Source organism: Nonomuraea aurantiaca (assembly GCF_020215705.1).
GTDB lineage: Bacteria > Actinomycetota > Actinomycetes > Streptosporangiales > Streptosporangiaceae > Nonomuraea > Nonomuraea aurantiaca.
Window position 1 is genome coordinate 1,095,107 of record NZ_JAIWNB010000001.1, and the last position, 23,893, is coordinate 1,118,999.

General features: G+C 65.9%; 15 protein-coding genes. 6 read left to right on the top strand and 9 right to left on the bottom strand.

What is annotated here, in order from left to right; genetic code table 11:
* Positions 1-5: 5 nt before the first annotated feature.
* From LDL49_RS04980 to LDL49_RS04995, 3 genes are all read right to left on the bottom strand, one after another.
* Positions 6-638, bottom strand: coding sequence for a TetR/AcrR family transcriptional regulator (locus LDL49_RS04980; protein WP_225289684.1), 633 nt, complete (start codon positions 636-638; stop codon positions 6-8).
* 100 nt (positions 639-738) lie between these two features.
* Positions 739-3,078, bottom strand: a complete 2,340-nt coding sequence (locus LDL49_RS56660; protein WP_308016072.1) for a serine/threonine protein kinase — start codon at positions 3,076-3,078, stop codon at positions 739-741.
* 173 nt (positions 3,079-3,251) lie between these two features.
* Positions 3,252-4,613: an FAD-binding oxidoreductase gene (locus tag LDL49_RS04995; protein ID WP_225289685.1), complete on the bottom strand. Its 1,362-nt coding sequence runs from the start codon at positions 4,611-4,613 to the stop codon at positions 3,252-3,254.
* Positions 4,614-4,666: 53 nt separating this feature from the next.
* Here LDL49_RS04995 and LDL49_RS05000 point away from each other — a divergent pair, with 53 nt between their 5' ends.
* Positions 4,667-5,242, top strand: coding sequence for a hypothetical protein (locus LDL49_RS05000; RefSeq protein WP_225289686.1), 576 nt, complete (start codon positions 4,667-4,669; stop codon positions 5,240-5,242).
* Positions 5,243-5,290: 48 nt separating this feature from the next.
* On the opposite strand, the gene LDL49_RS05005 is transcribed toward LDL49_RS05000, so the two are convergent.
* Entirely contained in the window at positions 5,291-6,496 is a 1,206-nt protein-coding gene (locus LDL49_RS05005; RefSeq protein WP_225289687.1) for an aspartate aminotransferase type Ic, read from the bottom strand.
* Between the two features lie 348 nt (positions 6,497-6,844).
* Here LDL49_RS05005 and LDL49_RS05010 point away from each other — a divergent pair, with 348 nt between their 5' ends.
* Together LDL49_RS05010 and LDL49_RS05015 are read left to right on the top strand one after the other, a co-directional pair.
* The gene (locus tag LDL49_RS05010; protein WP_225289688.1) at positions 6,845-14,809 is read left to right on the top strand and encodes a polymorphic toxin-type HINT domain-containing protein; all 7,965 of its coding nucleotides are present in this window, start codon (positions 6,845-6,847) and stop codon (positions 14,807-14,809) included.
* 12 nt (positions 14,810-14,821) lie between these two features.
* Positions 14,822-15,199 carry a hypothetical protein gene (locus LDL49_RS05015; protein WP_225289862.1) on the top strand — a complete coding sequence of 126 codons (378 nt, stop codon included), beginning with the start codon at positions 14,822-14,824 and terminating at the stop codon, positions 15,197-15,199.
* On the opposite strand, the gene LDL49_RS59050 is transcribed toward LDL49_RS05015, so the two are convergent.
* The 3 genes from LDL49_RS59050 to LDL49_RS05030 form a co-directional block, all read right to left on the bottom strand.
* Complete coding sequence (locus tag LDL49_RS59050; RefSeq protein WP_225289689.1) at positions 15,111-15,527, bottom strand: tyrosine-type recombinase/integrase; 417 nt, start codon at positions 15,525-15,527, stop codon at positions 15,111-15,113. The two genes, LDL49_RS05015 and LDL49_RS59050, sit on opposite strands and share 89 nt — an antisense overlap.
* Positions 15,528-15,559: 32 nt before the next feature.
* Complete coding sequence (locus LDL49_RS05025; RefSeq protein WP_225289690.1) at positions 15,560-16,747, bottom strand: ISAs1 family transposase; 1,188 nt, start codon at positions 16,745-16,747, stop codon at positions 15,560-15,562.
* Positions 16,748-16,976: 229 nt separating this feature from the next.
* Entirely contained in the window at positions 16,977-17,237 is a 261-nt protein-coding gene (locus LDL49_RS05030) for a GntR family transcriptional regulator (protein WP_225289691.1), read from the bottom strand.
* Between the two features lie 1,111 nt (positions 17,238-18,348).
* Between LDL49_RS05030 and LDL49_RS05035 the strand changes: the two genes are divergently transcribed.
* Positions 18,349-18,690 (top strand): helix-turn-helix domain-containing protein, encoded by a 342-nt coding sequence (locus tag LDL49_RS05035; RefSeq protein WP_225289692.1) that lies wholly within the window; start codon positions 18,349-18,351, stop codon positions 18,688-18,690.
* 39 nt (positions 18,691-18,729) lie between these two features.
* Here the strand turns inward: LDL49_RS05035 and LDL49_RS05040 are convergent, their stop codons facing one another.
* Positions 18,730-19,956 carry a helix-turn-helix domain-containing protein gene (locus LDL49_RS05040; RefSeq protein ID WP_225289693.1) on the bottom strand — a complete coding sequence of 409 codons (1,227 nt, stop codon included), beginning with the start codon at positions 19,954-19,956 and terminating at the stop codon, positions 18,730-18,732.
* A gap of 102 nt (positions 19,957-20,058) precedes the next feature.
* On the opposite strand from LDL49_RS05040, the gene LDL49_RS05045 reads away from it, so the two are divergent.
* Positions 20,059-20,325 (top strand): hypothetical protein, encoded by a 267-nt coding sequence (locus tag LDL49_RS05045; protein ID WP_225289694.1) that lies wholly within the window; start codon positions 20,059-20,061, stop codon positions 20,323-20,325.
* 639 nt (positions 20,326-20,964) lie between these two features.
* On the opposite strand, the gene LDL49_RS05050 is transcribed toward LDL49_RS05045, so the two are convergent.
* Positions 20,965-21,768, bottom strand: coding sequence for an LLM class F420-dependent oxidoreductase (locus LDL49_RS05050; RefSeq protein WP_225289695.1), 804 nt, complete (start codon positions 21,766-21,768; stop codon positions 20,965-20,967).
* A 301-nt stretch (positions 21,769-22,069) separates the two neighbouring features.
* Between LDL49_RS05050 and ctaD the strand changes: the two genes are divergently transcribed.
* The gene (gene ctaD, locus LDL49_RS05055; protein WP_225289696.1) at positions 22,070-23,782 is read left to right on the top strand and encodes an aa3-type cytochrome oxidase subunit I; all 1,713 of its coding nucleotides are present in this window, start codon (positions 22,070-22,072) and stop codon (positions 23,780-23,782) included.
* Positions 23,783-23,893 lie beyond the last annotated feature (111 nt).

The window sequence follows — 23,893 nt, forward strand, 5'->3', positions numbered from 1 at the left end:
CCGGATCACACGCCCTCCTGTTGCCAACTTGACGCCGATGTCAACCCGATGGCCCTGGCCCAGAGCTTGGTGAGCAGCTCCACGGCCGTCCGCTCGTCGGCCCGCTCGCCCAGGTCAAGCCAGACGTGGGCGAAGTGCTCCACCATCCCGCCCAGCATGACGGCCGTCAGCCGGGGATCGAGCGCCGGGTCGGCCAGCCCTTGCTCCTGCAATCGCCGCAGCCCCTCGGCACCCCGCCGGACGAACACCTCGCGCAGCTCCAGCAGCAGCCCACGCAGGCTCTCCTCGGCGGTGGCGGCCTGTTCGAGCATCCTGACCAGCCGCGAGTTGGCCGCCCAGGCACGCAGGTAGAGCCGGTTGGCCGCCTCGATGCGCGCGTAGGGGTCGCCGGGAACGCCGGGCCCCACGACGCTCGCCGTGAACATCTCCCCGACCACCGCCGCCGCCACCTCGCCGAACAGGGCTTCCTTGGAGTCGAAGTAGGTGTAGAAGGTGCCGTGGGAGACCCCGGCGCGGGCGCACACGTCGTCGATGCGCACCGCCTCGTAGCCGTGCTCGTCGAACGCCTCCCGGCCCGCCCGTACGAGCGCGTCCCTCGTACGCCGTCCTCTGGCGGTCAGCTCGGACTTGACGATCACGTCAACTAGCGTAACCCGCTAGTCCGGCACGAGAAAAGCCCTCCACGACGATCCTTTCCGTCGTGGAGGGCCGTCGTGGAGGGCTTCGTGGAGGGCTATGTCAGGTGCAGTGGCTCCAGCCGGACTTCCAGGACGCGGTGCCCCACGAGCCGCCCCAGATCACGCACTTCTTGACGGCCGCCACCCGCACCGGGCCCGCGTAGGCGGTGAACTTGCCCGGGTTGCTGCCGCTGCCGCCGTTCTGTACCTGGAGGGTGGCGTTCATCGGGACCTTGCCGGGATACACCAGCTTGGACATCGTCACCACGCAGTTCTTGCCGTTGCCGTACAGCAGGTAGATCGTCGCGTTGCTGCCCAGCGCGTGGCTGTCGATCACCTTGAAGCCGGAGCCGCACACCGCCGTGGCGCTGAAGGTGTTCGGCTTGGGCGCGACGGTCGGCTTCACCGTTGGCTTCACGGTCGGCTTCGTCGTGGGCTTCGTCGTGGGCTTGGTGCTCGGCTGGGGGTTCGGGTCGTCCGTGTTGTCCTCGGTGGGCGAGGTCTTGGGATCGGGGTCCGGGTCCACCATGTCGGTGCGCTTGGTCTTGGTGGGCTTGGGATCCGACTCCGGCTTGTGCGTCGTCGGCTTCGACGTCTGCGGGACCGTGGGGACGGTGACCGGGACCTGGGTGCTCGGGTCCTGGATCACCTGCTCCTTGGTCTTGCTCTTGGTGGGCTCGGGCTCGCTCAGCGTCGGGACCGGCTGCGAGACGACCGGGCTGTCCTCCGTCAGGGGCGGCTCGACGGGCTGTCCGGCCCCTGAGCCGTCGGTGGGGGTGGCCTCGGAGGTGGTGCCGACGGCGACCACCTTCTGGATGCCGCCGCTGTTGGCCTGCACGATCACCGCGCCGCCGACGACCAGCAGGGCCGCCGCGGCCGCGCCGGTCAGGGCGAAGGTCAGGGTACGACGCTGCTTCGCCGACCCGGCGTCCTGAGGTCCCTGCCCCGGCCCACCCGCACCGGGCCCACCCGCGCCCGGCCCACGACCGCCGGGGCCGCCAGGACCGTATGCCGGGCCGCCTGCGCCGAACGCCGGAGCGCCGCTCTGCGCCGGTATGCCGCCCATGGGCTGGCCTGGAGCGCCGCCCATCGGCTGTCCTGGAGCGCCGCCCATGGGCTGACCGGAAACGCCCGCCCCCTGGGCCATGGGGGCCTGTCGCGTCGGACCGCCGGGTGCTCCCTGCCCGCCGGCGGGCATTCCGGGGGCGGTCGGCGCGTTGCCGTGCGGCATGTTCTGACCGGTCGGGGGGTGGCCCTGGGGCATGCCGGACGTACCGGCCGAGGGGCCTGCCGCCGCCATGGGAGCTGGAGCGCCGCTCTTGGTCGCGCCGGGGAGCCCGAAGTGACTGGTCTGGCCGGTCGGACCCGTCTGGCCGGCAGGGCCCGTCTGACCGGGCTGAGGCGCGGCACTGGGCCGTATCCAGGGGCCGGGGTAGGAGTCCTGCGGGTTCGCTCCCGGCTGCGGCCCCGTACCGGTCTGGGCGCCCGCGACGGCACCCGTGTGAGCGCCAGGCTGGGCGCTCGCGACAGCGCCCGCTTGGGCGCCGCGCTGAGCACCCGTGGTCAGCGGGTCCACGGCCGCGGGCGGCGCCGGTTGCCCCGTGAGGTGCACGATCAGCTGGTCCGCGCTGGGCCGCTGCGACGGGTCCTTGGACAGGCACGCCGCCACCAGTTGTCCCAGCGCCCCCTCCATCTCGCCCAGCTCCGGCTCCTCGTTCAGGATCCGGTTCATCACCACGGGAATCGAGTCGGCGCCGAAGGCGGGCTTGCCCGTCGCCGCGAACACCATCGTGACGCCCCAGGCGAACACGTCCGCCGCCTCGGACACGGCAGCCCCGCTGAGCTGCTCGGGCGCCAGGTACGACGGCGTCCCCATGGCCATGCCCGTGGCCGTCGCCCCGGGGGAGTCCAGCGCTCGGGCGATGCCGAAGTCGATCACGACGGGGCCCTCGGGTCCCATGAGGACGTTCGCGGGCTTGAAGTCGCGGTGCAGGATCCCGGCCCGGTGGATGGCCGCCAGCGCGGTCGCCGTACTGATCGCGAGCCGCTCCAGCGCCGCTCCCCGGCGCGGGCCCTCGTTGATCACCAGCTGCCGGAGGGACGGCCCCGGTACGTACTCGCTCACGATGTACGGCCGGCTGCCCTCGAGGTCGGCGTGCAGCACCGGAGCCGTACAGAACCTGGCCACCCGCTGCGCCACCGCGACCTCGCGCAGGAATCTGCTCCTGGCGTCAGCGTCGGCCACCAGCGCGTTGTGCAGCAGCTTGACCGCCGCCTGCTCACCGCTGTCACTCTGGCCGAGGTACACGACTCCCTGGCCGCCCTCACCTAGCCGGGCGACGAGGTCGTAGGCCCCCAGCCGCCGCGGGTCGTCCGCCGCCAGCGGCTGGTGCTGATTCACGCCGTACCCCCAAGACCACGCACAACAAATCGACAGATGGTGCGAAACGCTACCAGCGTGACCCTTGGGGCGTGGCCCGGACCTGTCAGATGTTTCACCTTTTGACGCAGAATGTCAGCGTTTCGGGGCAGGTCGTGTCCACATTGACCGGACTAGGTCACGGCTTGGTGAACTCAGATCGCCTTGCCCGGATTGAGCAGGCCAAGCGGGTCGAAGACGGCCTTGATGCCCTGCTGCATCTCCTGCGCCACCGGTCCGAACTCCAGGCCGAGCCAGCGCCGCTTGAGGAGGCCGACACCGTGCTCGCCGGTCAGCGTGCCACCGAGCCCCAGAGCGTGCTTGAACACCTCGTCCGCCGCCGCCCACACCTCGGGCGGCGGCTCGGCCATGCCGTGCTCGAAGATGAAGACCGGGTGCAGGTTGCCGTCACCGGCGTGCGCGACCGTGGCGATCTTCACGCCGTGCCGTACGGCGGCGGCCTCGATCGCCATGATCATGTCAGGCAGCACCGAACGCGGCACGCACACGTCCTCCACCAGGCACGCGCCCATACGCTCCTTGGCGTCGTAGGCCATCCTGCGCAGCCCGATCAGCTCCTCGGTCTCCTGCGGGCTGGAGGAGACCGCCACGAACGACGCGCCGTTGTCGACGCACAGCTGCTCCATGCGCTTGACGACCGACTCGCTGTCCGACGCGTCGGACTGGCCGATCAGCATGGCGATCGTGCTCGTCTCCAGGCCGATGTTGCGCCAGTCGTCGATGGCCTCCAGCGTCGCCCGATCGAGCAGCTCCATCAGCGACGGCTGGCACCCGGCGGCCATGATCGCCGACACGGCCGCACCCGCGTCGCGCAGCGAGCCGAACTCCGCCGCGAACGTCGCCGGCGGCTTGTCCGGTGCCCTGCGCAGCCGTACCGTCGCCGAGGTGATCACGCCGAGCGTGCCTTCCGAGCCGACGAACAGGCCGGTCAGGTCGTACCCGGTGACGCCCTTCATGGTGCGGCGGCCCGTCTCGAGGATCCGGCCGTCGGCCAGCACCACCTCCAGGCCGAGCGCGGAGTCGCGGGTCACGCCGTACTTCACGCAGCGCAGCCCGCCCGCGTTGGTGGCCAGGTTGCCGCCGATCGTGGAGATCTCGTACGACGACGGGTCGGGCGCGTACATCAGCCCGTGCTCCCTGGCCGCCCGGTCGAGGTCGGCGGTGATCACCCCGGGCTCGACCACGGCGATCTCGTCGGCGGGGGAGAGCTCCTTGATCGCCGTCATCCTGGCCACGGAGAGGATCACCGATCCGTCGCCGGCGGTGGCGGCGCCGGCCAGCCCCGTACCGCCGCCGCGCGGCACCACGGGCACCCGATGCTCGGTCGCCCACTTGAGCGTCGTCACCACATCGTCACGCGATGTGGCGAGCACCGCGCCCAGCGGTTTGCCCGGCTCCAGGAACGTACGGTCGCGTGCGTAGGAGTCGATGACGTCGGGGTCGGTCAGGACGCGGCCCTCAGGCAGGGCGTTCACCAAGGCATCAATGGGTCTCACAAGGGAAACCTTACGGTTTGCGCCGACCGCGGCTAAAGGCCAGACTGCCCAAGGTGGAAGTCACGTGTCCGGTATGCAGCCAGTCTGACCAGGTCTCCGCAGTCCCGGGAGTGGTGGCGGCGGGCACCACGTACCGGATCGGCCGCGCCCGGATGGCCGCCACGCGCGACATCGTGGACCTGCCGACGGCGGCCTCGCTGGGCGCCTCGAAACACCTCATGAGCCGTACGCAGCTGGCGGTCTGGCTGTCGTTCCCCAGCCGCCACTACACGGCGTGGACCAGGAACCAGGGCTACATCCTGCTCGGCGTCGCCGCCCTGGTCCACCTGGTGACCGCGCTGGTGATCGCGATGGGCAAGGACGCGAACTGGACCGAGGTACTGCTCGCGCCCTTCTGCCTGACCGGGTTGTTCTGGGGGTTCGGGCTGCTGTTCGTGCTGGGGTCGTACGGGGCACGCAAACGGGACACGGCGGAGGCCCCGGCTCGGGTACAGGCGCTCGCCGTGTGGGAGAAGCTGTGTTACTGCCCGCGGGACAACGTGGTGTTCGAGCCGGGGGTCGGGGTGTCGTTCCACCCGAGCGAGACCCGCGAGTACATCTTCGGCTTCCGCCAGACCCGCACCACCTAGCCCCGCGCTTCCGGTACGGCGGGCAGGCCGTACCGGAAGCCGCAGGTGTCAGGCGCGCTCTTCGGCCACCGCGCGGACGCAGACGGCCAGGCCCATGATGGCCTGCTCCAGCTCATCCAGATCAGGATAAGTGGGTGCGATCCGGATCGTCCGGTCGTCGGGGTCCTGGCCGTAGGGGTGGGTGGCCCCGGCAGGGGTCAGCGCGATCCCGGCCGCCTTGGCCCTGGCCACGACCTCACCGGCATGCGACACCTCGAGGCTGATGAAGTAGCCGCCCTGCGGGCTCGTCCAGGTGCCGAGGTCGCCGAGCTCCTTGGCCAGCACCCGGTCGACCAGCTCGAACTTGGGCCACACCAGCTCGGCGTGCTTGCGCATGTGCGCGGCCACCCCGTCGGCGTCCTTCAGGAACTCGACGTGCCGGAGCTGGTTGAGCTTGTCGGGCCCGATGGACTGCTTGGCGGTGTTGGCCAGGAACCACTTGACGTTCGCGGGCGAGGCCCCGAAGAACGACACGCCACTGCCCGCCAGCGTCACCTTGGACGTGGACCCGAACACGAAGGCCCGGTCGGCGTTGCCGTACTCAGCGCACAGGGCCAGCAGGTCGGCCAGCTCGGCGTGGGTGTCGGTGAGGTGGTGAACCGCATAGGCGTTATCCCAGAAAATCCTGAAATCAGACGCCGCAGTAGCCATGGCGGCCAGCCGCCGCACGGTCTCGTCGCTGTAGGTGACACCGGACGGGTTGCTGTACTTCGGCACACACCAGATGCCCTTGACACTCGCGTCCTCGGCGACCAGCCGCTCGACGACGTCCATGTCGGGCCCTTCGCCGTTCATCGGCACGGGCGCCATCTTGATCCCGAACCGCTCACAGATCGTGAAATGCCGGTCATACCCCGGCACCGGGCACAGGAACGTGATCTCCGGCTCCTCCACCCACCGCCGCTCGGCCCCGGGCACCTTGGTGAGCAGCGCGTGCACGATCGTGTCGTGCATCACGGCAAGACTGGAGTTGCCCCCGACGACCAACTGCTCGGCCGGCACCTGCAGCAACGGCCCGAACAGCTCCCGCAGCTCGCTGAGCCCCTGCAGGTTGCCGTAGTTACGCCCGTCGGTGCCGTCGGCCGCCTTGTAGGACGTCGGCAGTTTGAGCAGGTCATTGGCGAGATCCAGCTGTCGCGGCGACGGCTTCCCCCGGGTCAGGTCGAGCGAAAGGCCACGCTGGACGAGTTCGGCGTAGTCGCGCTGAGCGTTCACTGGATCTACTCCTCCGATCGGGTCGGATACGAAGGATAGAAGACGCACGGCCCTGAGCAGGAATCGGTCCGCCATGTGGATGGCCGGTCGGGCAGGCAGGACCACGCACTTGGAGGACGCGGCTGCGGGAAGCTGCCACGAAGCCGGACGAATGAAGCGGTAAGTCGCACTCCGTCATGTTTGATCACTTAAATAGATCTTGTGCGCCCTTTATGCCGAGCTTACGCTTTGTCCGTTTGCAGTCATGCTCCGAGTCGCACGAGCTAGGGACCTTCGGGTCGGGGTCGTGGGGGTGGGGCTTCGTCCGGCGCTTTTGGGCGCCCTGCGTGGTTCGGAGTGTGACGGCGTATGCGCCGCTTGCTGGCATGGGCTCATTCTGCTCGTTTCAGGTTCGGCCTTGTGTTTTTGACCTTGGTGGCGACTCTGCCGGGTCTTCTGGCTTTGCAGCCGCAGCCGGTGGCCGCTGCTTCCGCGAACGCTGTTTCGGCTTTCGGAAGCGTGCCTGATACGCCGAAGCAGATGTCAGGTTCTGCTGGCGGTTTGCCGTCGCTTGTGTCTGCTGAGGCGACGAAGGCGAAGGTGGATCCGGGTACGCCGAAGGCGAAGATCGCGGTCCCGAAGAAGGCGTTGCCGAGGGAGGTGCGGGAGGGGGTAGTCCGCACCAAGCAGGCCGGTCCGCTGGCGTCGTCATTGATCCGTGGGGCGGCGCCGGTCGCGGCGGCTGGTCCGCCATGTGGCTCGTATTCGCCGTGGCAGCGGTCCGTGTACGTGGCGTACGGCACGTATGTGGCGTCGGGTCAGCGTATTTGGAAAGCCATTCAGAACATTCCTGCCAACCTCAATATCTATCCTCCTGAGGAGCAGGGGACCGGCTGGTTGCTGATCGGGGATTGTCCCAAGCCGCCGCCGCCCACGGTGACGTCGATGTCTCCCGACAATGGCATCCAGTTGATGACCACGGAGCCGACGTTGACTGTTCAGGCCACGACGTGGCCGGGGGGCTCGATCGGATACTCGTTCGAGGTTTGCGAGAGCCCTTCCATGACGGGTTGCGTGAGGGAATATCCTTTCGACAACAGTTGGACGGTTCCCAAGGACACGTTGGGGTGGGGCCGTCAGTACTGGTGGCGGGCGCTGGTCAGTGACGCGTCGACGATCGGCGGGTCGAGCGGGTATTCGCCGACGTACACCTTCGTCATCGGTGTGCGTCAGCCGACGATCACCTCGCAGTTGTCGGTGCGGGGTGTTAACGGCCAGGAGTTCAATCAGCAGTCCGGTAACTACACCACGACGTTCACTGATGCGCAGGTGGCTGTGGCGGGGCCGCCGCTGTCGGTGGTGCGTGCGTACAACAGCATGGACCCGCGCCGTGACGGTGCGTTTGGCGCTGGTTGGTCGACGCGCTGGGACATGCGGATCGTGGCGGAGAGTGTGCGCGCGCGTGACGCCGCGCTGGTGACCTATCCGGATGGTCGTCAGGTGCGCTTCGCGAAGAAGGATGACGGGACGTATCAGCCGCCGCCGGGCATGTACGCGACCCTGGCCAAGAACGCTGACGGCAGTTGGCGGTTGATGGACAAGTCGTCTACCTCGTATCTGTTCGATGTCGGCGGGCGCTTGCTGAAGGTGAGTGACAGCAGGGGCCGTAGCCAGGAGTTGACGTATGGGACGGACGGCAAGCTGGGCAAGGTGAGCGCGCCTGGAGGCAGGTCGCTGACGTTCTCCTGGAGCGGCGCGCATGTCACCACCGTCTCGACGGACGCGGTGGACGGCAAGGTTCTGAGCTGGGCGTACTCCTACAACGGCGACATGCTGGAGAAGGTGTGTGACCCGAGTACGGCCTGCACGCTCTACCAGCTCAACCCGGGGTCGCTGTATCGCAGTACGGTGCTCGATTCTGACCCGATGGGCTATTGGCGGCTGGGCGAAGGCACCGGATCGACCTCGAAGAACCTCGGCTGGCAGGGCGGGGACGCCCACTACAACATCGACTACACCCTCGCCAAGCCGGGCGCCCTGGCGGGCACCACGGACACCGCGGTGCAGATCGCCGCCTCCAGTACTCCGAATATCAACTTGTCTTCCGATGCCATTTCGCGGATCGGGGCGTGGGGGTCGGTGGAGACCTGGTTCAAGACCACCGCCACCGGCACGCTGATGACCACCGGGTATGGATTCCTCCGCGAGCCGCATCCGTTGTTGGAGGTGACGGCTGCGGGCAAGCTGTCGGCCGCCTACCAGGAAAACTCCACCCCGATTGTCACCAGCGCGTCGGTCAAGGACGGCTTGTGGCACCACGCGGTGGTCACCGTCGGTGGCAAGGTGCAGACCCTGTATGTGGACGGCCAGCCAGCCGGGACGGTGACCGAAACCCTCGCCGGCTTCTCCGATGATGAGGCGCTGGACATCGGTGGCGGGATCGCCGCCACCGTCGATGAGACCGCGGTTTATGATCGGCCGTTGTCGGCGGTGGAGGTGGCCCGCCATTACGCGGCTCGTGTGGCGGCGCCGCACGAACTAATCAAGGTCACCCTGCCGTCGGGCCGGGTCTGGGCCGCTAACATCTACGACTCCTCCACTGAGCGGATCAAGACCCACACCGACCAGCACGGCGGCACCTGGCAACTGGCCGAGCCGACCCTCGACCGTACGGCGGGCACCTCGACGGTCGTAGTGACCGATCCGAAGAATGAGAAGCTGACGGCCGTTCACGACGTCTGGCGCGGCTACCGGCTGATCTCCAGGACCGACCAACTTGGCAAGAAGACGACCTACGACTATGACACCGGCGGCTTCCTGTCGGAAATGACCGACGCGAACAACAACACCACGACCTGGTACAACGACAAGCGCGGGAACACGCTCTCCACCGGCACGTGTCGTACGGACAGCAGCTGCCAGGTCGCCTACATGCAGTTCTACTTCAACAAGGACGACCAGTTCGACGCGCGAAATGACCGTGTGTTGAAGGTGCGCGACGCCCGCTCATCGGGCTCTGCCGACAACACCTACGCCACCAGCTACGAGTACAACCAGTACGGCGAGCAAACTAAGGAGACGACACCGACTACGACCGACTTCCCCAGCGGCCGGTCGACGGTTATCGCCTACACCGACGGCAGCGAGCCCGCAGTCGGTGGGGGAGTGACACCGGCTGGGCTGGTGAAATCGTGGACCGATGCTCGGGGTAACTCGGGCACGAACCGCTACACCGCCGCCGGTGATCTCGCCCAGCAGACCCAGCCGGAAGGATTGGTCGTCAACTCCGCCTTCGACGTCCTGGGCCGGATGAAGAGCCGAACCGAGGTATCTGCGGCACAGCCCGGCGGGGTTACGACCACCTACACCTATGACGATCTAGGTCGGCTGGTCACCGAGACCGGCGCGGGGGTCAAGAACGAGGTCACCGACGTCACCCACACGGCGCAGACGGTCTATGCCTATGACCCGGACGGCAACGTGCTGTCCCAGACCGACAAGGACCTGACCGGCGGCGACCCGGACCGGACCACTTCCTATACCTATGACGGCCACGGCCGAGAAGACACCGCCACTGGGCCGGAAGGCGGAGTGACCCGGACTACCTGGGACGAAATAGGCGCTCGCACCACCGTCACCGACGAGCTGGGCTCGATCACCGGCTTCACTTACACCAAACGCGGCGAATTGGCGACGCGCGCGCTGAAAAATTGGACCGGCAGCCCCGTCGCCCCCATCCCCGCCAAAGAGATCACCCTCGAGTCGTTCTCCTACGACCCGGCCGGACGCCTGGCCGGACGTACGGACGCGATGGGTCGCATAACCACCTACAACTACTTCGACGACGACCTGCTCTCCGAGGTGATCGCCGATGACGTCAAGCTGAACGGCTCCACCACGACCAAGGATGTGGTCGTCGAGGCCAACACGTACGACAACGCTGGGAACCGCACCCAGCAAGTACTCGGCGGCACGACGACCCGAACCGACTACGTCTACGACGCCGCCAGCCGCCTGACATCGGAAACTCTCGACCCGGCCAAACTCGGACGCAAGACGACATACGGCTACGACGCCAACGACAACGTCATCACCACCAAGAGCACCGCCACGGGCACGACCAGGGTCGAAACCAGCGAGTTCGCCTACAACAAGGAGAACTACCCCACCCGCCGCACGGTCAAGAACGACAGTCAGGACCTGACCACGACGTGGAAGGTCGACGACCGTGGACTGGTGGTGGAGGCGGTCGACGGACGCGGCAACCTGTCCGGTGCCGACCCGGCCGCCTACACCGCCAGCATGCGCTACGACCTGGCCGGTCAGTTGGTCGAGGCCACGTCACCACCCGTACAGATCGACAAGGCGGGCACCACTCAGCAAAAGCGGGTCACCACTCGCTTCGGTTATGACAACGCTGGCCGCCAGACCCACGGCGTTGACGGCGAAGGCCGCATCACCACCTCCGGCTTCGACCGGGTCGGACGCTTGACCTCAGTGACCGGCGCGCCGTACACCCCGCCCGGCGGCAGCACCCTCGTCCCCAAGACCACCTACGGCTACGATCCGGCTGGCCGCCTGGTCAAGACCACAGACCCGCGCAATCAAGTCACCACCGTCGAATACGACGCGCTCGGCAACCCGGTCCGCCGCACCGACCCGCCCCCCGCCGCAGGCCAACCCGCCGGGCAGTGGATCTCGCAGTACGACCTGCTGGGCGAGGAACTGGCCGCGATCGACCCCACTGGGGCGCGCAACGAGGCCACCTACGACGACCTCGGTCGCCAGATCACCCAGACCACCGTCGAACGCAAGCCAACCACTGCGGCATACACCACCAAACTGGAATACAACGACGCTGGCGACCCCACCAAGGTTACCCTGCCCACCACCAAGACCATCGGCTACACGGTAAACGCCGCTGGACAGGTCATTACCAAAACAGACCCGCTCAACCACACCACCACCTACGCCTACGACCTTGCTGGCCGTCCGGCCAAGGTCACCAACGCGCTTGGCAACGCGATGAGCGCCGACTACGACCCGGCCGGTCGCCTGACCAGTCTGAAGAACCTGGACAGCGCCGGTGCGACGGTCAAGTCCAAGGGGTTCAGCTACGACGCCGCCGACAACCTCACCCAGATCACCTCCGGTGAGGGCCACATCACCCGGCGCACCTTCGACGCCACCGACCTGCTCACCCAGCTCGTCGAACCGGTCTCGGCCACCGACTCGATCATCACCAGCTTCGGCTACGACGCCACCGGCGCCCGCACCCGCCTGACCGACGGCCGCGGCAACTCCACCTGGACCGGCTACAACACCCTCGGCCTGATCGAGACGCTGACCGAGCCCGCCACCACCGCCCACCCCGACCTGGCCGACCGCACCTGGACCCACGTCTACGACGTCGCAGGCAACGAGACCGCGCTCATCCAGCCCGGCGGCGTCCGCCTCGATCGGGAGTACGACCAGCTCAACCGGGTCACCAAGGTCAGCGGCTCGGGTGCCGGCATCGTGACTCCCGACAAGACCTACGGCTACGACCTGGCAGACCGCGTCACCACGGTCAGTGACCAGACCCTCGAATACAACGACCGCAGCCTGCTCACCGAGGTCACCGGCCCGTCAGGTTCGAGTTCGTTCGCCTACGACAACCTGGGCAACCCCACCCAGCGCATCGACTCCACCGGCACCACCACCTACACCTGGGACAATGGCAGCCGCCTCAGGACGGTTGTCGACCCGGTCAGCGGCCGCACCAACACCTACGACTACGACAACGCCGACCGCCTGACCACCATCAGTTCCACTAACCCGGTCAACACCCAGAGCTACACCTACGACGACGCCGACCGCCTCAAAACCCACACCCTCAAGAACAGCACTGGCGGCCAACTCGCGAAGATCACCTACGGCTGGGACAAGGACGACAACCTCACCAGCAAGATCACCGCAGGGACGGCAGGCGCCGGCAACAACACCTACGGCTACGACCACGCCGGCCGCCTCACCTCCTGGACCGGCCCGGACGGCACCACCACCGCCTATGAGTGGGACAAGTCCGGCAACCGCACCAAGGCGGGCAACAAGACCTACACCTACGACCAGCGCAACCGCCTGACCAGCGGCGACGGCACCGACTACACCTACACCCCGCGCGGCACCCTTGCCACTGAGACCAAGAACGGCACCACCCGGAACCTCACGTTTGACGCCTTCGACCGGCTCATCAACGACGGCGACACCGCCTACACCTACGACGCCTTCGACCGCATGGCCACTCGCCAAAAGTCCGGCGGCGGCCAGCAACGCTTCGCCTACGCCGGACTCGACAACGACATCATCGCCATCACCGACCAGAGCGGCGCCGTCCAAGCCAAGTACGGCCGTGACCCCTTCGGCGGCCTCGTCAGCACCCAGGAAGCCGGCGGTCCTGCCCTCGGCGCCATGACCGACATCCACGACGACTTAGTCGGCACCTTCTTCGGCACCGCCCTGGCCAGCACCACGGCCTACAACCCCTATGGCGAAGTAATCGCCCAAACCGGCACCCAGTCGAGGCTCGGCTACCAAAGCGAATACACCGACCCCGACACTGGCAAAGTCAACATGCACGCCCGCTGGTACCAACCCGGTACTGCAGGCTTCTCCTCCCGCGATACTTGGAGCCTTTCTCCAGAACCTTCAATTCAATCGAACCGCTACGCCTATGCCAGCGCTGGCCCTCTTTCTAGAATAGATCCTTCAGGTCATCATGATGACATGGGCCAAGTTGGCGGCGGGGGTAGCAATACGGCGACCATGAGTCGTGGAGGGGGAAACGGGGCCCCGGTTATACCGGTAGGCGCCGGTGCGGCGGCAGCAGCAGCAGCACGGGCCGCCGCCCAGGCAGTTGAGCGGGCAGCCAATGCAGTCCGCGCAGCAGCTAGAGCTGCGCAATTAGCTAAAACTTCCGCCAATGCTCATCAGGTTCCGAAGGTAAAGCCGGACTCCAAGACAAACTCCTCAACACGCTATGATCGCCCGGAGCCGAGGCGAGATCTCTACAGCGGAACTAAGACTAAAACCAAACCAAAGACCACGAGTACTGCATCGTCCACGCCGCGATCGCAATCCCGCGGATGTGTGAAACCTGGCGGCTGTGTCACCTCAGGCACACCCACTACGAGGTCATGTAAGCCAAATTGCGACAGGGAAAAGGATGTCTCCAAGAAAGTAAAGAAGGGAGGGGCGGACGGAGGCTGCAAGTCGGTGTGCAGCCCTCCATGCCCGGAGTCGAGTTGCCCGAAGCCATGCTCAACCGGTCAACCGTGCGCGAACCCAGACGCGATTACTCTCGATGACTCCTCCGTAGACAATCTGAGTGATCACGGCGTCGAGTATGGCGATCCCATCATCAAATGCGACTCCTCTCGATATGGCACAGGCACCTGCACCGACGGTGTCGCCGCGGTCGAGCCCACCGAGACAGACCCTGACTCCGACGGCCCGCCACCAACGGCGCCCATCTTTGACTGCAACCCAGGTAACAGCTTCGTCTCCGGCACCAAGGTCCTCATGGCCGATGGCAGCACCAAGTCGATCGAAGACGTCAAGATCGGCGACCAGGTCGTAGCCGCCGACCCGGCGACCGGCCACACCGAACCCAGACCTGTCACCGCACTGATTACGGGCGAGGGCACCAAACGGCTCGTCAAGCTTACGATTGACATCGACGGAGACCGGGGCGACAAGACCGGAGCAATCACCGCTACCGACAACCACCCGTTCTGGGTACCCGCTCTCCGGCTGTGGCTCCCTGCCGACCAGCTGAAGCCCGGCATGTGGTTGCAGACGTCAACGGGCACATATGTGCAGATAACAGCGATCGCGAAATGGACCGCGACCCGTCGTGTCCACAATCTGGCTGTCGATGACCTGCACACTTACTATGTGGTGGCAGGCGACCGAGCTATCCTTGTCCACAACGATGCTGGAGATGACGACTACCTTTACAGGGGAATCCCGGAGGGGCATTGGTTCTACCAGAGCGCGCTTCGCGGAATAGCGCCACCGCTCGGCGGTCATAGCGATCCTGCGCGCCATAATGGCGGAAATACGAGAAGCAAGTTTACGTCGTGGACGACTGATCTCGATGGGGTGGCCCGAGACGCGGCAGAAGAGATGGGGCCGCCTGGGGTTGTTCTGAGAATTCGCAAGGGTGCGGTTTCGCCTAATAGGATTTTCGAATCTCCTGATATATATGATGAGAGTGAAGTTCTTATAGCTGGGATTCAGACCGGGGCGGAAGTAAGCATCGGTGGAGGGCCCTGGCATCGTCCCGGCTGCTAATGAGGTTGAGGCATGATAATTGAAGCTTTCCGCGCTATGGCTATTCAGGCGATAGCGCGAAAAGTCGTGCCCGAAGACTTTGTCTGCTTCCTGGATGAAATCTCCCATGTTGAGGATAGGCATTCGCTGGTCCAGGTCGAAGAACTTCGAAGAACATATGAACGCAGATTGCGGCGCCTCTCGGCAAGTCATCGAAAATATCTTGAAGTAAATAGGCTCGTCCGCTTCTTGGCTGAGTATGAAGCCGATGAAGTGAGGCTAGTTTCAATTCAGCTAAATGATGGTAGGCGTTCGTTGGCTCTTATTGACGCGCCCATGGCAAAACTTGTTTTTTGGTCGGATATGTGGACTCATGAACCACATGTCGACGCACAGGGCGAAGGGGATTAGGCCTGCCTGTCGGCACGAAAGTCCTGATCGTTTTCTGACGGCTACGTTTCGCGGTGGTTGTCGAGGGAGTTGCCATGCTTTCGGTGGCGTCGCCCTGCAGAGGGAGTTGGACATGGGCGTAGTTGTCGGCGGCGATCGCGATGTGGGCGTGACCAAGCAACTCCTTGATCACGACGATATACGCGTCTTGATCCAGCAGGAGCGGGGCGCATGAGTATCTCAAGCCGTGGAACCGGATCTTGAGCAGGCCCGCGCATCTCGAAGAGGGTCTTGAAATCCCGGTTGATGTTGCCGAGTTAATCATTCCGCCATGCCCGGACGTGAACATCGATCCGGTGTCAGGCCAGGGCCGAAGCGTTCTCAGGTCGTGAGACCGAGTGGGTGAAGGCCGTCGGCTGGGTGGCTGCGGTAGTAGTCCGCGGCGGAGGCGATGTTGGCCCAGCCGAGCAGGCGGGCCAGGCCGATGGCAAGGTTGCGCAGGCTGGCCATGATGCGCGGGGTTGCTCCGGTCCGGACTCGGCAGGCATCTTCGCGGTAGGTGACGTCGCGGACGTGGTGCAGGGCCTCGATGCTCCAGTGGCTGCGGATCAATGCGGCGAGTTGGGTGTGAGTGATCCGGCCCGGTGGGAGGCTGGTGATCGCGTAGATGGTGACGACGGTGGTTTTGCCGGTTCTGCGGTCAGTGCGGCGGCGTTTGACCTGGATGGCCTGAGCGGCGTGCGGGAAGGGCAGGCCGGGCCGGACGGTGCAGATCTTCATACGGCGGATCTCGCGGCGGCCGTGCCCGGTCTCGTCGGTGCGGTCGTTGAGGATCGCCTCTCGCCAGGGCAGGGCCTTGAGCCGGCGCAGGAGCGTGGGCTGGTTGCCTTTGACGATGAAGAGGTAGTGGCTGCGGGCGGCGATGATCTGCCGGGCGTGGTCGTGCTGGGTGTGCAGGGCGTCGGCGGTGATGACCGTGCTGGATAGGTCCAAGCTGCGCAGAAGGGGTGTGAAGGCGGGGATCTCGTTGCTTTTAGCTTCGATTTGGCGTTGGGCCAGGACGGTCTGGGTGTCGTGGCGGATGGCGGCCAGCAGATGGACCGTGGTGCCGTCGACGGTGCGACTGCCGCGTAGGGTCTTGCCGTCCACGGCCAGGCCGAGCAGGGGCGTTCGGGCGGATGTCTCCTGTTCGGGTGGTTGGCAGGCGGCCAACGCGGCGAGGTAGCCGCAGGTCGCGGCGTCGAAAGCGTCGCCGTCCAGGCGGGCCAGCAGTCGTCCCAGGGTGGAGGCGGCCGGTCGCGTCGTGGCCGGGAGGCCGAGTTGGGTGCGCAGGCCGGGGTCGTACCCGGCGATGAACCTGGCGAGCTGCGCCAGTGACGTTGCTCCGCTGAGGACGGCGAGCAGGATTAAGGCGAGCAGTGGTCCGAGCCGGTAGCGGCGTCCTCTGCGGCTGCGGGGGTCGGGGACGGCGTCGAGTACCTCGGCCAGGGTGGGCAGGTCGATGGCCGGGTCGGTGAGGGTGACGTGCTCCAAGTGGCGGGAGAGCACGTCGATCGGGGATGATGGCACGCGAACGCGGCCCCTGTTCTTGATCGACTGGCTAGACACCGACGATCATCAGGGGTCGCGTTTGTCATCTCCGCATTGGGGCGCCCTTACTCGGCCGCCCGGCCCAGGGGTGCAGCAGTTGCACCAGCCGAGAACGCAATGGCCTTGGGTGTCAGGCCAGGCCGCTCCGATGGCTACTGAGTGCAGGGATCAGGTAACGCCCGGGGTGGTGGACGCGATCGCCTGAGTTCTACTGCGACTCCGTCTCGGACAGGCTCTTGCTGGGGGCCACGAAGGTTCCGCGGCCACGGATCGCGATGATCAAGCCTTCCTTGCGCAGGATGGCTACGGCTTTTCTGACGGTGTCGCGGCCCAACTCGTGTTCATGCATCAGCCGTTGCTCGGTCGGGATCGGCCGGTTGGGTGGGAGAGTGCCATCCACAATTTGGGCCCGCAGCAGGTCGGCGAGCTGCCGGTAGAGCGGTGTGGGCCCTTCATGGTCGATCGTCATAAGCATTGACCGTAAATGTCCGCCTCCGTAGTCCGTCAGCCACCCATGTTTGACATTAGGGGCAGACGTTTGCGGACGTTTGCTTTAGGCTGGCAGTGCAAGGCTCTCAAGATGTCGAGGTTCGACCAAGAGATGGCGCTGGGCGAACCCTGATCGGATGCCGGAGGCCCGACCCATGGCTAACCCCGTCACAGACCTACGATTCGAACCCCGCCTGGCAGTCGAGATCCGAGCCGTACTCGAGAAGCACGGCTACCGGCTGCCTCCAGGCGGAGATCACATCCACGACCTCGTCATGATCCGTGTGAACCTAGCTCTCAAGGACCTCGTCGAGATCTTCGAGGGAAGGACCCGCTGACATGCCGGCCGACGAGCTTGCTGACTTTCACGGCCCGCACGTCGCGCCACCCACGCCGGAGCATGTCAAGCTGACCTGGCATTAACCCACCCCCGGGCGTCACGCATCCGGGTGATCTCCCACACTTGTGAATGCCGCGAAACGACGTACGAACTGTGCGCCGCCGCCGGTCAGAGTTTCGTCCGCCGTACCGACCGCACGGAGCAAACCGTCCGCGAAACCCCATGGACGTTGACCTCGATGGCCAGGTATGTCTTCGAGCAGATCCTGCGGGGCGAGGCCCGGTGACCAGAGGGCCGGACCGATGTGGGGAGACGCACGGCTGTCTGGAAACCAGGGCTTGCTTCCGCCAGATGAGCAGGGCGACGTCAGCGTCCTGCCCGGCCGGGTATGCATGCAACTCGTCGAAGGACCAGGATCTTCCTTGAACTGACTGTTGGCCAGGACGTTCAGCAATTGCCGATGCGGCAGAGCTTGGCGGCCATCTTCGTCGCGTCTGCCTGGTGCTTGGCGAGGGTTCTGATCGTCGTTGTGCCGGTCCCAGTAGATAGCTACGGCCGCGTTCTTTGCGTACCGCGATGAACTGCTGGGTCTGGGGTACGGGATTCGACTTCGTCCCCTTGGTGGCCCTCGTGGCGTGCACCGAGTCGTCGCCGATTTTAGCTGCGGCCCACCCTCGACGGTGCTGCCATACGAATACGGTCCAGCACACGAGGAGTTCATCCGCACCATTGAGGAAGTTGAGGTGGAGCAATGAGCCACAGCCGTTGGAAGACCTTGCGCGAACGCAAGCTCGCCGCGGGTTTCACCGAGCCGGAGGACGTGGCCGAGGCTCGTCGCGAGATCCGGCTGTCCATGGCCCTGGCGAAGGCGGTGTACGATCGGCGCACCGAACTCGGGCTCACTCAGGCTGAATTGGCCGACCGGGCGGGCCTCACCCAGGCGAAGGTCTCCCGGATCGAAGGCTCTGACACCGTTCCCACACTGCCGCTTCTCCCCAAGCTGGCCGAGGCCCTTGACGCCACCCTTAACATCGCCCTCGACAACGACGACACCCAGGTGAGCTTCACCGGACACCGCACCAACGCGGCCTGAGTAGTCCAAGCAGGCGCCGCTTAGCCGACGTATCCCACGCTATGTGGCGAGAAGCGAGTCTCTGATCGCCTGTCCTCCGGGCGCGCCTGCCTCCGCCAGTTCGTGCGCGGCACGTCGGAGCTCGGCTACGGCGTAGGCGTTGACCGCCGCAGCATCCGGAGCCACGTTCAAGGCGATGGAGGTTGCGGCCTCGGCATCGCCCTGCATGATGTGGGCTCGCGCCAGGCAGGCCCCGAACCATGCTCGATCGCGCCGGTAAGGCTCAGGCAGGGTCGACAGCCCGCGTTCGATGTAGTCGGTGGCGCGGCGGCCGTCGCCGAGTTCCAGTTCCGCCATGCCGCGCTGCATGAGGAACCAGCCCTCGCCGTAGAAGTACATCCAGGGCGGCTCGTCGTCGGGGTGTTCGGCCGCGGTTCTGATGAGTTCTTCGGCTTCGGCGAGTCTGGTGCGTGCGTGGTTGGCCTCGCCCATCTGGGCGTGCCCCCTGCCGGCCATCTGGGCGGCCATGCCTCGCACACCGTGCGTTGTCCGGCCGTCCTGCCAGCGGGAGGCCTCGGCGAGGCGGACGCATCGGTGTGGGTCGCCGAGGCTCCATGCCTGGTGGGCGCGCATGTTCAGGGTGGTTGAAGCGAGGCAGGCGTCTCCGGCTTCGACGGCCCAGGCGTGGGAGCGGTCGTACCAGGCGAGCGCGGCAGGATGGTTGCGGGAGTCCTGGCACATCCATGCGACGAACTGGGCGTACTGGGCGAGGACGGCGACCGCGCGGTCCGCCAGCGGTCCTCTGGCGCCTCTCGCGAGGTCTGCCACGGTGGACAGCTGCGCGTGGACGAGTGGTAGCAGCGGACGGCTGCCGATGGTGTCCTCGACGCGGCGGTGTTCGGCCAGGCAGTGTTCCAGCCATTGCACTGTTTCCAGATCGACCCGTGGCGGGTTCTTGATGGCGCGGGTGATGCGTTCGTACAGGTCAGGGTCGGGCGCCAGTGACGGAAGGGCGAGGGCGGGGACCGGCTTTATGACGGTGCCGAACAACTGGTCTTCCGTCACGCCGAACGCAGTGCAGTAGAGCTTGGTGTAGAAGGCGTCGGGCCGGTGCTCGCCGGTCTCGTGGCCGCGAATGCGCCGGATCAGGTTCGCCGGCTCGGGGAGCGGCTTGGCAGAGGCTTTGACCAACTGTTGGGCCAGCTCGCGCTGCGACCAACCTCGGGTGGTACGGGCGGCAAGCAGCCGGGTGGCCCAGACAGGAACCGCCGGGACGTGATCGGTCATCCAGCGCACCTCCAGAGACGGGCGGACACGGGGGGCGGACATCCGGGAGCGCCTCCCAGTGTCCTCTTCTGGCGTGCTACCACGCACAGCTCTGATGTATTCATGCACTTCGACACCGATGCCTTCTTCTCATGGATGGCCATCGACCACTCCGGCCGGGGAGCGTGCGGCATCACCGCTGAGTCCGAACGGGCTGCCGCACTGCTGACCGAAGCGCTCGGCTTGTTGGCTCCTGGTGCCACCGGGACGGTCCGGCTGGCGCGTCTCGACCGCCACGCGCGGCAACCCTCCTACATCTACGGCAGGACCCTGCTGCGCCTGCGCCGCATCAAGGCCAGCCCGCCGACCGTGATCGCCACTGGCGATTAAGGTGGGACGGAGCCAGATCGCGACGTCCGAATGGGAACCGCACAGTCCCTATGGCCCCCTCCGGGTAACCGAAACCTCCTGCTGCGGGGAGTACGAGTGGTGCAGCGAGGGCGGCAAGTTCCTCATCCTGCGCTTCAACGGCAAGCACTATGAGGAGACAGCCCGCGGCCGCTACTCGGACGCCCGGCCGGTCTGGGAAGGACTCCTGAAACACCACCATCGATGCAAGCAAGAGCCATAGCCACGGACACCGGGCCTTACTCGGCTATGGTCAGGCCCGCCGTGATGATCTGAGAGACGTGACCGGCTCTGGCGTGGCGCTGGAAGCAGAGGACCGGAGTCGCGGCGTATGGAAAGGCGACCGACTCAGCAAATTTCGTGGGCAGCCACAATAAACTGCCCACTCTCTCGAAGCGCCGGTCGTGAGGGGTTGCGCGCCGAAGGCGCGCCCGAGGAAGGCAGCCCGAGCAACGCGAGGCCCTACAGGGGTCGAGCCGTTGGCTCGACTGGAAGAAGCGCCTGAGCCTCGAAAGCGCGAAGCGCCGGTGAAGCGAAGCCCGTTGTGGCTGGGGTGCGCAAGGTGATCTTCTTTATGGTGATGCGGAGTTGGATGCCGGGGAATGGGAAAAGGTTCGGGACTTAAGTGAGGAATTCGGCTGGGGCGTTTCGGGTGACGAAAGATTCCAGCTCGGGCAAGGACAGGCCCGGTGGGGTGGCCACGATGAGGCGGTCCACGCCCAGTTCCGCATACGACCTCACGGTGGCGGCATCGAGGCGGCGGGCCGGGGTGACCGAGATGTGCAGGGGTTTGGTCGACACGGCCCTCAGTGACTCCAGTTGGGTGGCTGTGGCACGTAGGCCGAGCATCCAGCCGTACCAGCCGTCGGCCAGCGTGGCGGCTCGGCGGTGGGCGGCCGGAGTGTGGCCGCCGATGACGACGGGGACCGGGCGCTGGAGGGGGCGGGGGTGGGCGTCCACGTCCTTGAAGGAGACGTGCCGGCCGTCGAAGGCGGGCTTCTCGTCCTGCCAGAGGGAGCGGATGGCCGTCAGGTACTCCTCCAGGCGGGAGCCGCGGTCGGACATCGGGACGCCCAAGGCGCGGAGTTCGGGCTCCAGGTAGCCGGCGCCCACGCCGAAGATCAGGCGGCCGCCGCTGAGGACGTCCACGCTGGCCAGTTGCTTGGCGAGGATCAGCGGGTCGCGCTGGGGGAGTACGACGCAGCCGGTGGCCAGCAGGATGCGCTCGGTGTGCGCGGCCAGGAAGGCCAGCGAGACCACGGCGTCCAGGAGCGGCACGTCCGGTTCCAGAGGGGCGGAGTCCACTCGGGGGCTGGGCAGGACGATGTGGTCGGCGGTCCACAGCGACTCGTAGCCCAGGCTTTCGGCGAGCCTGGCCACCCGGGCGGCGCCCTGGCGGTCGGCGGCGGCGAAGCCGTTCGGCATGTGAAGGCCGATGGAGGGTTCGGCGAAGGGTCCGGTGGAGGGTTCGGTGAAAGGTCCCACGGAAGGTCCGGTGGCGGGTGGGGTGGGGGACATATTGCGAAACGTTACGGGGGTGGAAGGTGGTCCACCAGCGACGATCTCGCATGGAATCCATGCGCCGAGTGCATGCCCTGCGGACCGAAAAAGGGGTGCCAGGCAAAGACGTGTGCGATGAATGTTGAAAATTGCTTCCCGTATGGCGATCGTTGGCGTGGAATTGGAGGATCGGGGCAGAGCACACTCCGCAAAGGAGGGAGCACTCGTGACGACAGTTCGCGAGACCTCGATCGAGCAGGTCAGACGCCGGCGCACCGGTAAGATCATTGTGTCCTGGCTGTCGACGACCGATCACAAGGTCATCGGCTATCTCTATCTGATCACCTCGTTCGGGTTCTTCCTCGTCGCGGGCATTATGGCCATGGTGATCAGGGCCGAATTGGTACAGCCCGGGATGCAAATCGTGAGCCAGCAGCTCTACAACCAGCTGTTCACCATGCACGGCACGATCATGCTGCTGTTGTTCGCCACTCCGCTGTTCGCCGGATTCGCCAATGTGATCATGCCCTTGCAGATCGGCGCACCTGACGTCGCGTTTCCCCGGCTCAATGCGGTCGCGTACTGGATGTTCCTGTTCGGCGGCCTGATCGTGCTGGCCGGGTTCGCCTCGCCGGGCGGGGCCGCCGAATTCGGGTGGTTCGCCTATACACCGCTCTCCACCGCCACCTTCACGCCGCACATAGGCGGCGATCTGTGGATCATGGGGCTCGCGCTGTCGGGCCTCGGGACGATTCTCGGCTCCGTCAACTTCATCACCACGATCATCGGACTGCGGGCGCCGGGCATGACGATGTTCCGGATGCCGCTGTTCACCTGGAACACCCTGCTGACCAGCATGCTCGTCCTCATGGCGTTTCCCGTGCTGGCCGCCGCGCTGCTCGTGCTCGAATCGGATCGCAAGTTCGGTACGCACGTCTTCGAGGCCGCCAACGGCGGGCCGTTGATCTGGCAGCACCTGTTCTGGTTCTTCGGGCACCCCGAGGTGTACATCATCGCGCTGCCGTTCTTCGGGATCATCACCGAGGTGATCCCGGTGTTCAGCCGCAAGCCGATTTTCGGATACGGCGGGCTGGTCGGGGCGACGATCGCGATCGCCGGACTGTCGATGACCGTGTGGGCGCACCACATGTTCCCCACGGGTCAGGTGCTGCTGCCGTTCTTCTCGTTCATGACGTTCCTCATCGCGGTGCCGACAGGGGTGAAGTTCTTCAACTGGATCGGCACGATGTGGCGGGGCCACCTGTCTTTCGAGACGCCGATGCTGTTCGCGGTCGGGTTTCTGGTGACGTTCCTGCTGGGCGGCCTGACCGGGGTCATCCTGGCGTCGCCGCCGCTCGACTTCCACATCAGCGACACGTATTTCGTGGTGGCGCACTTCCATTACGTGGTGTTCGGGACCGTGGTGTTCGCCATGTTCTCGGGGTTCTACTTCTGGTGGCCGAAGATGACCGGGCGGATGCTCGACGACCGGCTGGGGAAGGTGCATTTCTGGACGCTGTTCATCGGGTTCCACACCACGTTCCTGATCCAGCACTGGCTCGGGGCGATGGGCATGCCCAGGCGATACGCCGACTACAGCCCGGCCGACGGCTTCACCGGGATGAACGAGATCTCCTCCATCGGGGCATTCCTGCTCGGCGCTTCGACGTTGCCGTTCCTCTACAACGTCTGGAAGACCGCCAGGCGGGCGCCCAAGGTGACGCTCGACGACCCCTGGGGCTACGGCAACAGCCTGGAGTGGGCCACCTCGTGTCCGCCGCCACGGCACAACTTCACCTTCCTCCCGCCCATCCGGTCGGAACGGCCCGCGTTCGATCTGCACTATCCGCACTTGCCGAAGGAGGAATTCGAAGAGGGGGCCGGGGAAGAGGAGACTGGGGAAGAGGGTTCGAAAGAGACCGAGGAGCAGCCCGGCTGACCGGCACGTGCCAAAGAGCCGTGCCAAAGAGCCGTTCCGAAAGCCGGGCCTTCTCCGAAGCAGGTCCGGGTGCTTGTGTGGAGATGACGTTTCGCCCATCTAAGGAGATCG